General features: G+C 72.5%; 9 protein-coding genes. 6 read left to right on the top strand and 3 right to left on the bottom strand.

Translation table 11 applies throughout. The features are described 5' to 3' along the window. Window positions 1-206 precede the first annotated feature (206 nt). Window positions 207-3,092, bottom strand: coding sequence for an ATP-binding protein (locus E1295_RS01065; protein WP_132627718.1), 2,886 nt, complete (start codon window positions 3,090-3,092; stop codon window positions 207-209). A 164-nt stretch (window positions 3,093-3,256) separates the two neighbouring features. On the opposite strand from E1295_RS01065, the gene E1295_RS51730 reads away from it, so the two are divergent. The 5 genes from E1295_RS51730 (at window position 3,257) to E1295_RS01045 (ending at window position 10,548) form a co-directional block, all read left to right on the top strand. Continuing rightward, window positions 3,257-7,060 carry a S8 family serine peptidase gene (locus E1295_RS51730; protein ID WP_132627717.1) on the top strand — a complete coding sequence of 1,268 codons (3,804 nt, stop codon included), beginning with the start codon at window positions 3,257-3,259 and terminating at the stop codon, window positions 7,058-7,060. A gap of 124 nt (window positions 7,061-7,184) precedes the next feature. Then, the gene (locus E1295_RS01055) at window positions 7,185-7,523 is read left to right on the top strand and encodes a hypothetical protein (protein WP_132627716.1); all 339 of its coding nucleotides are present in this window, start codon (window positions 7,185-7,187) and stop codon (window positions 7,521-7,523) included. Window positions 7,524-7,526: 3 nt separating this feature from the next. Continuing rightward, window positions 7,527-9,650: a carbon starvation CstA family protein gene (locus tag E1295_RS01050; RefSeq protein ID WP_132627715.1), complete on the top strand. Its 2,124-nt coding sequence runs from the start codon at window positions 7,527-7,529 to the stop codon at window positions 9,648-9,650. A gap of 430 nt (window positions 9,651-10,080) precedes the next feature. After that, the gene (locus E1295_RS51725) at window positions 10,081-10,203 is read left to right on the top strand and encodes a hypothetical protein (RefSeq protein WP_281284707.1); all 123 of its coding nucleotides are present in this window, start codon (window positions 10,081-10,083) and stop codon (window positions 10,201-10,203) included. A gap of 36 nt (window positions 10,204-10,239) precedes the next feature. Next, window positions 10,240-10,548 (top strand): MFS transporter, encoded by a 309-nt coding sequence (locus tag E1295_RS01045; RefSeq protein WP_132627714.1) that lies wholly within the window; start codon window positions 10,240-10,242, stop codon window positions 10,546-10,548. A 129-nt stretch (window positions 10,549-10,677) separates the two neighbouring features. Here E1295_RS01045 and E1295_RS48425 read toward each other — a convergent pair whose 3' ends face one another. Then, window positions 10,678-10,830 (bottom strand): hypothetical protein, encoded by a 153-nt coding sequence (locus E1295_RS48425; protein WP_166427020.1) that lies wholly within the window; start codon window positions 10,828-10,830, stop codon window positions 10,678-10,680. A 126-nt stretch (window positions 10,831-10,956) separates the two neighbouring features. On the opposite strand from E1295_RS48425, the gene E1295_RS01040 reads away from it, so the two are divergent. Continuing rightward, window positions 10,957-11,385, top strand: a complete 429-nt coding sequence (locus tag E1295_RS01040) for an HIT family protein (protein WP_132627713.1) — start codon at window positions 10,957-10,959, stop codon at window positions 11,383-11,385. Between the two features lie 27 nt (window positions 11,386-11,412). On the opposite strand, the gene E1295_RS01035 is transcribed toward E1295_RS01040, so the two are convergent. Continuing rightward, on the bottom strand, window positions 11,413-12,795 hold the full coding sequence (locus E1295_RS01035) for an SNIPE associated domain-containing protein (RefSeq protein ID WP_132627712.1): 1,383 nt from the start codon (window positions 12,793-12,795) through the stop codon (window positions 11,413-11,415). Window positions 12,796-12,815: the final 20 nt, after the last annotated feature.

Here is a 12,815-nt window from a genome sequence, read left to right as displayed (position 1 = left end):
GTGTATAAGAAACAGCGCCGGCCGCGATGACCGCGGTGTTGGCCAGCAAGAAGGTACGTCGTGACACCATGAGCGATCTCTGCTCCTGCGAGGGGGGGACCAGGAATGACATCGTTGTCATTGCCAGAGAACGTAACAACATGACGTAAGGATGTCCATGGCGTAAACCGCGCAATTCCCCCGTAGCCCCACGGGCCACGGCTTTCTCAGCCGGGCGGCAGGTCGGCACCGCGCAGTTCCCTGCGCGACGAAAGGCCCAGCTTGCGCAGCACGCTGGACACGTGGCTCTCCACGGTCCGCCGCGACAGGAACAACTCCGTGGCGATCTCCTGGTTCGTCCTGCCCGCCGCGGCGAGCAGCGCCACCTCGCGTTCGCGCGCCGACAGCGAGCGCCCGTGCGCGGGCCGTCCGCCCCGCCACGGGTAGGGGACGGGCACGCCGTGCCGCCGCATGAACCGGCTGACCCGCGCGACGTCCCGCTCCGCGCCCATGGCCCCGTACAGGCGCAGCGCGCTTTCCAGGCAGTCGCCGCCGGCGGCGCCGCGCAGGCGGCCCAGCCGCTCGAAGGCGTGGGCCTCGTCGTAGCGCAGCCCTGCGTCGCCCAGCGTCGTACGCGCCGCGCCGAGCAGCCGGTCGGCCTCCGCCTCGCCGCCCCGCGAGCGCGCCAGCACGCCCCGCGCGGTCAGCAGCGCGGCCTGCGCCACCGGCGCGTCGGCACCCTCGATGCCGGCGGACAGCTCGGACACCAGCCCCGCCGCCCCGCCGGCCTCGCCGAGCGCGTCCATGGCGTCCACCAGGCACAGTACGGTCTCGGCGCCCCACACCCAGTTGCCCTTGGCGCGGACCAGGGCGAGCCCCGCGGTGGCCTGCTCCGCGGCGGCCGCGGGGCCGTCCAGGTCGAGCAGCAGCCGCGACAACGCCGCCCGCGCGGGGATGAGCGGCCAGACCGCGCCCACCCGCTCGGCGACGGTGATCACCTGACCCAGGCACTCCGCGGCCTCCTCGGCCGGCCCGATGGCCGCCAGCAGCGTGCCGTGCAGCAGCCGCGAGTCCAGGAACGCCGCCGCGAACGTCGCCGCCGGCCCCGCCAGCCTGCGGGCGCGGCGCTCCAGCCCGTCCCAGCGCCCGGCCGCCCGGTCCACGGCGGCGGTGACCAGCTCGACGACCTCCGCCACCCGCAGGTACTCGGCCTGGCCGGCCACCCGCCGCCCCTCGGCGAGCAGCGACTCGGCGCGGTCGAGCCGCCCGATGTGCAGCGCGCCCTGCGCCCAGTTGAGACAGGCGCGGGCGTGCTCCCTCGGCACGGCGCGGAGCCGGTCGTCGCGCAGCAGGTCGTCGATCAGCCGCCGGCTGGCCGAATCGCCCTGTTCGAGCAGGAGCGAGGCCCGCGCGATGCGTACCGCGATGTGCACGTCGCGCTCGCCGCTGCGGCGGGCGGCCCGCTCGGCCTGGTCGCAGCGGGCGGCGTGCTCGCGTACGTGCCGGTCGGGCACGGTCTCGGGCGCGGCGAGCACGGCCAGCGCCCGCCCGAGCAGGGCGGGCCGGTCCCCGAGGTCGTCCACCGCCCGCTCGATCTGCAGGTAGCCCGCCCGCGCCTCGCCCTGCTGGCGCAGCATGCGCCCGAGCGCGAAGCGCAGCTCTCCGCGCAGGTGGGCGGGCAACGGCTCGGTCGCCAGCAGGCGTTCGAGAATGGGTACGGACTCCGCGTGCGCCAGGCCGTCCACCGCGGCCCGGCCGAGCTTGACGGCCAGCCGCACGCGCACGTCGCCGGCCAGTTCGTCGGTCTCCAGCGCCCGCAGCAGGAACCTCGCCGCGGTGGCGTCGTTGCCGTGGGCGAGCGCGGTGTCGGCGGCGGCCTCGGCGTTGCCGACGAACTCCACCGTCCGGCCCGCGAGCCGGTAGTGGTGGGCGAGCCTGGCCACGGGTCTGGGGCCGGGCCCTCGCTCCAGGGCCTGCGCGGTCTTGAGATGCAACCAGCGCCGCCCGGAGACGGGCACCGACTCGTACACGATCTGCCGGGCCAGCGCGTGCCTGAACCGGCAGCGGCCGTCCTCCTCGTGCAGCAGCCCGACCGCCTGCGCCGTCGCCAGGGCCTTGGCGATCTCCTCCGCGTCGCGGCCGGTGACCTCCGCGAGCACCCGGTCGTCGGGCGTCACTCCGATGACGGCGGCGGCCCCGAGGATCTCGCGTACCGGCTCGTCGAGCGCGGCCAGGCGGCGCAGCACCACGTCGCGCAGCACGGTGGGGACGGCGAGGTCGGCCAGCACGTCGGGCCTCGCGGGGATCTCGTTCGCGGGCAGCCGCTCCAGCAGCGTGCGGAGCACCTCCTCCACGACGAACGGGATGCCGCCGGTCGTCTCGTGGAGCGGCCCGGCGAACGTACGCGGGAGGTCGGCCTTCAGGATGCCGCCCGCCAGTTCCTCCACCTCGGGCGGGCTCAGCGGGGTGAGGCTGATCGCCCACGCGGGGCCGGACGGCGCTCTGGCCAGGGCCTCGCGGATGGGCAGCGGGCCCGTCTCGGTCCGGGTCGTGAGGATCACCGACAGCTCGCGCGGCTGGTGGGAGGCGAGGAAGGCGAGGAAGTCGTGGGTGCCGCTGTCGGCCCAGTGCACGTCTTCCAGGACGAGCACCAGCGGGCCGAGGTGGTCGAGCAGCGCGACGGCGGCCCGGAACACCCGGTGCCGCTCGGCCCGCTGGTCGGGCAGCGCGGGCAGCGGCGGCGGCAGGTGCTCGGCGATCTCGGGCAGAAGCGGCGCCAGCGCCCCGATCACCGGGTTGGCCGGGCGGGACGCGGCGAGCTCGTCGCCGGCCAGGCGGAAGGCGTCGAGCAGCGGCGACAGCGGCAGCGGCTCCTGGAGCTGCTCGCACTGGCCCACGAGCGTGCGGATCCCGGCCGATCCCCCGGCCGCTTCCGGCGCGGCGAGCAGCTCTCCCACGAGCCGGCTCTTGCCGATCCCCGCCTCGCCCTCGACCAGGGCGAGGGACGGCGGGGCGGCGATGACCGTACGGAGCAGGGCCAGCTCGGCCTGGCGCCCGACAAGGACGTCGGACAAGGAGCCTGAGGGGGCGACGCGGGCCTGACCGAAGGGCATACGTCACCCTCCCACCTGCCCCGATGGCGATATATCAGCTTCAACAGGCTACCGGATCCAGTTATGGTCAAAAATCCGTATTAGCTACGGATGTCCCCCAACCTCGCCCGTCACTAGCGTCTCGACCGTCCGCGTGATCGGCGGCGACGCACTGAGGGGCGACGATGGACCTGTCCACATCACCTGGATTTCCAGGATTCACCACGTTCGGACGCCGTCGGCTGGTGGCGGCCATGGCGCTCACGGGGCTCGCGCTGGCCGGAGTGACCGCGCCGGGCCAGGCCACCGCGGCGGCCGGCGCGTCGGAGCAGAAGACCTACATCGTGCAGATGACCCCCGACCCCGTGGCGACGTACGAGGGGGACGTCGCGGGGCTGGCCGGGACCAAGCCCGACCAGGGCGAGAAGATCGACCCCGGCTCCAGCGAGGTGACGAGATACGCCGGCCACCTGCGCGGCAGGCACGACGCCGCGCTGAAGAAGGTGGGCGGCACGAAAGTTTACGACTACGTCTACTCCTACGGCGGCTTCGCGGCCCGGCTGACCGAGGAGCAGGCCGCCGGGTTACGCGCGCTGCCCGACGTCGTGGCCGTGACCGAGGACAGGAAGGTGCCGGTGGCGACGTCGTCGACGCCGTCGTTCCTGGGTCTCGACAAGCGCGGCGGCCTGTGGGACGAGCTCGGCGGCCCCACGGGCGGCAGGCGAGGCAAGGGCGCGGGCGACGGCCTGGTCATCGGCGTGATCGACAGCGGTATCTGGGCCGACAGCCAGAGCTTCGCCGACCCGGGCCCGGGCGGCAGACCGTACGGCAGGGTGCCCGGCTTCCACGGCACATGCCCGCGGAGCAGCCCTGACGAGTCGTGGACCGGCGCCCTGTGCAACGGCAAGCTCGTCGCGGCGCGGCACTTCAACGCCGGCTGGGGCGGCGACGAGGGCGTCAAGCAGGCGATGCCGTGGGAATACCTGTCGCCGCGCGACTACAACGGCCACGGCACGCACACCGCCTCGACCGCGGCGGGCAACCACGGCGTCGAGGTGACCGGGCCGGCCGCGGTGTTCGGCTCGATCAGCGGCATCGCGCCGCGCGCCAGGATCGCCGCGTACAAGGCGCTCTGGTCGACGAAGGACGCCTCCACGGCCAACGGCTTCTACTCCGACCTGGTCGCCGCCATCGACCAGGCGGTGGCGGACGGCGTGGACGTCATCAACTACTCGGTCTCCGGCACGAGTTCGGACCTGCTCGACCCGGCTGAGGTGGCGTTCCTGTCGGCGGCCGAGGCGGGCGTGTTCGTGGCGGCCTCGGCCGGCAACAGCGGCCCGGCCCCTGGCACCGTCGCGCACCCGTCCCCCTGGGTGACCACGGTCGCGGCGGGCACGCACGACCGCGGCACGCAGGGCTCGGCCACGCTCGGCGACGGCACCGCGCTGAGCGGCGCCTCGCTGGCGGCGGTCAGCGCGGGTCCCGCGCCCCTCATCGACTCCACCGCCGCGGGGCTGCCGGGCGCGGACGCGACCCGGCTGGCGCAGTGCCACGCCGCCAGGGACAACGGCGGCCAGGCGGTGCTCGACCCGGCCAAGGTCAAGGGCAAGATCGTCGTCTGTGACCGCGGGGAGACGCCGCGGGCCAACAAGAGCGTCGCCGTCGCCGAGGCGGGCGGGGTCGGCATGATCCTGGCCAACACCGACGACAACTCGCTCAACGCCGACCTGCACGCCGTGCCGACGCTGCACGTCGCACAGAAGGACAGGCAGGCGGTCAAGGACCACGCCGCCGCGGACGGCGCGACGGCCACGATCCAGCAGGCGAAGATCGTCGATGACGCGCCCGCCCCGTACACAGCGGCGTTCTCCTCCCGAGGGCCGCTGACCGCCGCGGGCGGCGACCTGCTCAAACCCGACCTGACCGCTCCCGGGCAGGACATCCTGGCCGCGTACGCGCCGCCGGGCGCCAACGGGTCCGCGTTCAACGTCGCGAGCGGCACGTCGATGGCGGCGCCGCACGTCGCGGGGCTCGCCGCGCTGCTGAAGGACCTGCACCCGCGCTGGTCGCCGATGGCCGTCAAGTCGGCGCTGATGACCAGCGGCTCCGACGTGCTCGACGGGCCCGGCCACGACCCGTCGGTGATCTTCGGCCAGGGCGCCGGCCACGTCGTGCCGGACGGCGCCGCCGACCCCGGGCTGGTCTACGACAGCGGGATCAAGGACTGGCTGGCCTTCCTCTGCGGCTCGACCAGCGGCGTCGAGGAGCGGACCTGCGAACGCCTGGCCAGGAAGGGCCACTCGTTCGAAGCCGGCGACCTGAACGTCCCGTCCATCGCGGTCGGCCGGCTGCCCGGCACGCGTACGGTGACCCGCGAGGTCACCAACGTCGACCGCCGCACCGCCACCTACACCGCCTCCACGACCGGGCTGGAAGGCGTCGACGTCACGGTCGAGCCGCGCCGGCTCACCCTGCGGCCGGGGCAGACCAAGTCGTTCACCGTGACGCTCACGCGAACCACCGCCCCCATGAACACCTACGTGGGCGGGCAGCTCACATGGCAGGACCGCCGGCACACCGTGCGCGTGCCCGTCGTCGTACGGCCGGTGCCCGAGGCGTGGGCGGCCGTCCACGGGGTCGCGGGCGGGGAGGACACCGCCGGGCACCTCGCCCTCGATCCCGGGGGCGAGCGGGTCTACGTGTCCGGCGCGAGCTACGGCTCGCAGCCCGGCGTGCGCAGCGCGCGCATCTCGACCGTCGCCCACGACGCCGCCACCGGCGCCGAGCTGTGGAGCGTGTCGTACGCGGGACCGGCCGGCACCTTCGACGAGCCGGCGGGGATCCAGGTGAGCCCCGACGGCGCCCGGCTCTTCGTCACCGGCATCAGCGCCGGCGAGGACACCGGCAACGACGCCGTCACGATCGCGTACGACACGGCCACGGGCGAGGAGCTCTGGGTCGCGCGGCACAACGGGGCGGCCAACGCCTCGGACCGCGCCAACGCCCTGACGGTCGGCCCGGACGGGACGCACGTCTACGTCACCGGCATGACCTCGCTGGGCGCGCCCGGCAAGGACGACTACTTCACGGTCGCGTACGATGCGGGCAGCGGGGAGCAGAAGTGGGCCGCGCACCACAACGGGCCCGGCGACGGCACCGACTCGGCCAGGGTGATCAAGGCGACGCCCGACGGGTCCAGGCTCCTCGTCTCCGGTCAGAGCCGGGGCACCGGCACGGGGCTGTCCGACTGGGGCACCGTGGCCTACGACGCCGCCACCGGCGAGCAGCTCTGGACGGCCCGGCACAACGGCCCGGCGAACGGGATCGACATTCCCGGCGGCATGGCGGTCGCCGCGAACGGCGCGTCGTTCTTCGTCATCGGATCCAGCGCCGGCGAGACGAAGACCGACATGACGACGATCGCGTACGACACCGCCACCGGAAAGGAGCTCTGGGCGGACCGTCACGACGGCCCCGCGCACGGCAGCGACACCCCGCACGACATCGCGACGGGGCCGGACGGCAGGGTGTACGTCACCGGCAACACCGAGGGCGAGGGGACCAGAGGGGACTTCACCACGATCGCCTACGACCCCGCGACGGGCGAGCGTACGTGGGTGCGGCGCCACAACGGCAAGGCGAACCATCAGGACTTCGCCTGGGACGTCGCCGTGACGCCGGACGGCGGCAAGGTCGTCGTCACCGGCCAGGGCATGAACGACCCGTCCGGAGCCGACGAGTACCTGATGAAAATCGACTATGTGACGATCGCCTACGACGCCGCGACCGGCGAGCCCGTCTGGACCGGCGAGTACGACGGCCCGGCCGGCGCATCGGACATCGCGCACGCGCTCGCCGTGGACGCCACCGGCGACACCGGGGTGCGGATCTTCGTGACCGGATCGAGCACGACGTCCGGGGACCTGCTCTCAGGAACGGAGGTCGACTTCACCACGGTGGCCTATTTCGAACCGTGGAGGAAACCATGACCCGCTGACCGTGCGCCCCCGGCCTTCCTTGGCCGGGGGCGTAGCGTCGATCGGGTTTCAAGGGCCATTACAGCGGGTAAGGCCGACGTTAATTTCTGAGCTACCTGTTATTCAGGAGCACCAGGTGTCCCGAATCACGGTGACCGCTGCCGCACGTGAAGCGCTGGGCGACGACGAAGTGGTGTTCTTCGACTGGCACGTGACCGGGCTCTGCTGCGCGGACGCGGGCGAGTTCTCGGTCCGGCCCCTGCGCCGATCTCGGCTACCCCGGCGCGCACGCCCGCTCGGGACCGACCTGGTGTACGCGCATCCGACCGCTTGGGTCCATCTCACCGACCTCCCCGTCATGATCGACTGCCGTCCGCTGTGGCGCTGGCGGCGTTTCACCACCGATCTGCCGCCGGACGCCGGTCTGCGCTGCTGCCTGGGGCGCCCTCTGTATGGCCCACACGATGGGAGGTAACCGGTGAAACTGCGCTCCATCCTCATCTGGACGGCGGTCGCGCTCGTCGGCGCCGCGGGATGGGCCGTGCTGGCCCTGTCCAGAGGCGAGAACGTCAACGCGGTCTGGCTGCTGGCCGCCGCCCTCGGCTCGTACGCCATCGCCTACCGCTTCTACGCCCGCTTCATCGTGCGCAAGGTGCTCGGCGCCGACGACCGGAGGGCCACCCCGGCCGAGCGGCTCGACAACGGCATCGACTACCACCCGACCGACCGGCGCATCCTCTTCGGCCACCACTTCGCCGCCATCGCCGGCGCGGGGCCGCTGGTCGGGCCCGTACTGGCCGCGCAGATGGGTTTCCTGCCCGGCACCATCTGGATCGTCGCCGGAGTGATCTTCGCCGGGGCCGTCCAGGACATGGTGATCCTGTTCTTCTCCATGCGGCGCAACGGGCGCAGCCTCGGGCAGATGGCCCGCGACGAGATCGGACCGGTCGGCGGGGCCGCCGCGCTCGTCGCCGTCTTCGCCATCATGATCATCCTGCTCGCCGTGCTGGCGCTGGTCGTGGTCAACGCCCTGGCGCAGTCGCCGTGGGGTGTCTTCTCCATCGCGATGACCATCCCGATCGCCCTGTTCATGGGCTTCTACCTGCGGGTGATCCGGCCGGGCAAGGTCGTCGAGACCACCGTCATCGGCGTCGCGCTGTTGCTGCTCGCGATCGTGGCCGGCGGCTGGGTGCAGGACTCGAGCTGGGCGCCGTTCTTCACGCTCAGCCCGTCGGCGCTGGCGCTCTGGCTCATCGCGTACGGGTTCGTCGCCGCCGTCCTGCCCGTGTGGATGTTGCTCGCGCCGCGCGACTACCTGTCGACGTTCATGAAGATCGGCACCATCGCGCTGATCGCGATCGGCATCGCCGTCACCATGCCGACGCTGAAGACCCCGGCCTTCACCGACTTCGCGTTCAACGGTGAGGGGCCGGTCTTCGCCGGGTCGCTGTTCCCGTTCGTGTTCATCATCATCGCCTGCGGGGCGCTGTCGGGCTTCCACGCGCTGATCTCGTCCGGCACGACGCCCAAGATGATCCAGAAGGAGTCGCAGGTCCGGATGATCGGCTACGGCTCCATGCTCATGGAGTCGTTCGTGGCCGTCATGGCCATCACGGCCGCCTGCGTGCTGACCCCCGGCCTCTACTTCGCGATGAACTCCCCCGCGGGCGTCGTCGGGGCCACCGTCGAGAGCGCCTCCCAGGCCGTGACGAACCTCGGCTTCGTCATCACGCCCGAGCAGTTGTCGGCGGCGGCGCAGGCCGTACAGGAGGAGACGCTGATCGCGAGGACGGGCGGCGCCCCCACCCTCGCCGTCGGCATCTCGCAGATCTTCTCCGGCTTCCTCGGCGGAGCCGGCTGGCAGGCGTTCTGGTACCACTTCGCGATCATGTTCGAGGCGCTGTTCATCCTCACCACCGTGGACGCCGGCACCCGCGTGGGACGGTTCATGCTCCAGGACACGATCGGCAACCTGTGGAAGCCGATCTCCCGCGTGAGCTGGTGGCCCGGCCTGATCGTCACCAGCGCCGTCGTCGTCGCCGCCTGGGGTTACTTCCTCTACCAGGGCGTCAACGACCCGCTCGGCGGCATCAACCAGCTCTTCCCGCTGTTCGGCATCGCCAACCAGTTGCTCGCCGCCGTGGCGCTCACCGTCGCCACCACCCTGCTGATCAAGAGCGGGCGGCTGAAGTGGGCCTGGGTGACGGCCGTCCCGCTGGCCTGGGACGTCGCCGTCACGCTCACGGCCAGCTGGCAGAAGGTGTTCTCGCCCGACCCGACGCTCGGCTTCTTCTCCCAGCGCGACCGCTACCAGACGGCCCTCGACCAGGGGCAGTTGCTCGCACCCGCCAAGTCGGTGGGCGAGATGGAGCAGATCGTGCTCAACTCCACCGTCGACGGCGTCCTGGCCGCGCTGTTCGCGATCCTCATCATCGTCGTCATCCTGGACGCGCTGCGGGTGTGGATCAAGGTGATCCGCAGCGGTGAGGCGCTGCCGACCGCCGAGGCGCCGTTCGAGGAGTCCAAGATCCTCGCACCGGCCGGTCTCATCGCCACCCGGGAGGAACGCGCGATGATGGCCAAGGCGTCACCCGACGGCTGACCCGGCTGACCTGGTCGCTGTCCCCCGGTGCATGCTTCGCCAACTGCTGGGGACTCCCGGCCAACGACAACCGCGCGGCTCTCCGGAACCCTTGAACCAAGCGCCAGTCGACGAGGGGAGGAGTCGCCATGCGCACGCTCGGTTGGGGCTAGGAAGAGATGAAAAGACAGCACTCGGGGTCCGCTGTCCCATACGACCGTCGCGGGCGGTGTGCACGCCTGGCCTACGAAGTGTGCACTCCATGCCGTAGCCCACGGCGACGCCCGCGCAGGATGGTGGAGCGATGCCGACAACGAGGAAGCCGGCGGTCCCCGGGGCCGTCGCGGCCGCGAGCGCGTGGACCGGATGACGGCCACCTTCTCCGGCCTTTTCACGGTGCGGGAGTTCCGCTACCTATACCCCGCCTACGCGCTCTCCTACGTGGGCGACCGTGCTGCTGGTGACGCCCGCGGGCGCGCTGATCGCGAACTCGGCGACGTTCGCGACCTCCGCGGCACTCATCTGGCGGGGCGTCCGGCCCCGGCCCGCCCCCGAGAGCGGGGGCGCTCGCTGATCGCCCCTCAGGGACGCGGCGGCGGGAGTTCGCCACGTGTTCGCCGACCCCTGGCTGCGCCACTGCCTGCTCCTGGTCTGGCTGGTGTCGGCCTTCGCCTTCGGCACCGAGGCCATCGCCTATCCCCTCGCCCGCGAGCTGGGCGGCGGCCCGCCACTCGCCGGGGTGCTCATGGCCGCCATCGCCCTCGGCTACGCGACCGGCGCGACGGTCCTGACCTGGTGGACGCGTCCGGCCGTTCGCGACCGCGTCACCGTGCCGCTCGCCGTTCTCTCCGGGCTCGCCCTGCTGCCCATGTTCGCGCACCCGCCCGCGCCGGTCGTGCTCGCCCTGCTGTTCTGCTGACCTCCAGCACGGCCACGCCGAGATCGAGGACACGCCCGCCGATGAAAGGCGTCGTAGTCCCGCGCACTCGTGTCCTCCCCCACACGCAGCGTTCACGGCACGGCCCGCTGGGGAGGGCCGCGCCCTGAGTCAGGTGTAGAGCGGCACGCGTTTCCCCGGCGTTTCCCACCCGGTCCCCGGCGTTTCCCAGTCCAGGTGGCAGGGCACCCGCGGCGGCCGCGGCAGCCCGTCCAGCTCACGCACCCGCGACCGGACGAAGTCCAGCTCGCTCCGCCCGATCACGCCTGCGGTGGCGCCTGGCGTACCACGTCCGGCCGGCGCGGTCGCGCAGCGGCGGCCGGGTCGGACCATCCGGGGGTGGGCGAACAGCGAGAAGCTCTGCCACCTGAGTGCGGCAAGATCGGGAGCATGCCGATATCCATGCCCTCCGCGGACCGGTGCCCCTTCTGCGACTACCTCGCCGGGCTGAGCCCTGCCTCCATCCTGGAGCAGGGGGAGCACGTGGCCATCCTGGTCACCCGCTGGCAACGAGGGCAAGGGCACGTGCTGGTGATCCCGGTCGCCCACCGCCCGACGGTCATGGACGTGGCGCTCGCCGAAGAGCGGCACCTGATGAACGCCGTGCGGCGGGCGGCCCGGGCCATCGTCGCCGCCTACGACCCTGGAGGCGTCGCCGTCTGGCAGAACAACGGCGTGCCCGCGCACCAGACTGTCCCCCATGTCCACTTCCATGTCGCCGGCACCCTGCCCGACGGCGGCACACGGGCGGGCGAGGTCCCGCGTCTCGACCTCGATGCGACCGACGAGATCGCCGAGCGCCTCAGCCCTCATCTCTGAGCGGGCTCGCCCGGGGACACATTCACGTCAGGTCATGCCCGCCGACTGCCGCCATTCCAGGGCCTCGGCGGTGTCGCGGTATTCCAGCAGGTGCTGACCGGCGATCTCGCGCAGCAGGTCGCGCACCTCGGCCGGGGTCGCGCGGAAGAACTCGCGCCGGAGGTCGACCTTGTTGAGCCGCCGGTCGTCCAGCGCCGCGTGCAGCCGCGCCTCCAGCTCCACGGCGTCCTCGCTGAAGATCAGCGCGTGCGTGTCGAACCTGAACGGCACCGACGCGCCGCCCAGCTCGCGCACCCGGTCCTCCGGTTCCAGCCGGCGGGTCATGCCGATCTTCACGACGTCCTCGCCGAACGCCCCCATGTTGGAGACCACGTACACGTACCCGGCCCTGGTGTCGGCCTCGCGCGCCTCGACGGCGGCGACCGCGGCGGCGAGCTCCTCCAGCCTGACCTCCAACTCCGCCACGCCCTCCCGGGACGCGGCGCCGTCCTGTGCCGGTCCGGCCAGCGCCGCCCGGCAGTGGGCCTCCTCCTCGCGCAGTCGCGCCTTCTCCCGCTCGAACTCGCGGCGCGCCGCCTCCTCCTCCCGCTGCCGTTCCCGCTGCGCGCGGACGAGCTCCTTCTCCTCCTCCTGCTTGGCGAGGTGGTCGGCGGTCAGCTGCAGCTCGTAGATCCTGGTGCGGTGATATTCGGGGTTGACGTGGATGCTCATCGTCCGCCCCAGCCGCACGATCGTGTCCACGGACTTCTCCAGGCGTTCGATCGCTGACTGCAGGGTGTACGGCCGCATCGTGCGCACACAGTTGTCCGCCTCCGCGTTGTAGGCCCGCGCCATCAGCGTGGAGAAGTCGCGTGCCATCTTGCGCCCCTCGGCGGCCGAGCCGTTCGCCTGCCGGCCGGTGGCGCCGACGACGGCCCGCCCTTCCTTGGCCATCTCCTTGATGCGCGCCCTGACCTGTGCGAGGCGCTCCTCGTAGGCGACCACGTCGCTCAGCGGGTGGCGGTATTCGTACACGCCCACCTCCTGCAGCAGCGCGGTCTCCTCGGTCCACACGATCCGCCGCTCCGCCTCCCGCAGCCGCCGGGTCACGTCGTCGAGCGCGGCGCACAGCCGTTCGTACTCGTCGCGCAGCCCGCCGGTCAGCTCCGCGATCCGTATGGCGTCCATGCCGCCCAGCCGTTCCACCCAGGCGCGCAGCAGGGCGTTCTCCTCCGCCAGGCGTCTGCGTCCGCCGAACAGCCCGCCGCTCCTGCGTTCTGGAGGCTGCGGCGGAACGTCCTGCGGGACCCAGAACTCCCAGTCGGCGGGGGCCGCGGGCCACGCCGGGTCGGGCTGCCACCCCTGCGGCGGCCGCCAGCCGGGCGGCGGCTCGGGCCAGCCCGGAGGAGGATTGAAGCGGTATCCGACCATAGGCGCTCCTCGCAGGTGAG

Origin of the sequence: Nonomuraea mesophila (genome assembly GCF_004352805.1) — a bacterium.
Lineage (GTDB): Bacteria > Actinomycetota > Actinomycetes > Streptosporangiales > Streptosporangiaceae > Nonomuraea > Nonomuraea longispora.
The sequence above is the reverse complement of the archived record's forward strand: the minus strand, read 5'-3'. Positions and strand labels throughout refer to the sequence as shown.

Coding starts and splice junctions, on each gene's coding strand:
- E1295_RS01065 (WP_132627718.1), bottom strand. CDS start 3,092: ATGCCCTTCGGTCAGGCCCGCGTCGCCCCCTCAGGCTCCTTGTCCGAC.
- E1295_RS51730 (WP_132627717.1), top strand. CDS start 3,257: ATGGACCTGTCCACATCACCTGGATTTCCAGGATTCACCACGTTCGGA.
- E1295_RS01040 (WP_132627713.1), top strand. CDS start 10,957: ATGCCGATATCCATGCCCTCCGCGGACCGGTGCCCCTTCTGCGACTAC.
- E1295_RS01035 (WP_132627712.1), bottom strand. CDS start 12,795: ATGGTCGGATACCGCTTCAATCCTCCTCCGGGCTGGCCCGAGCCGCCG.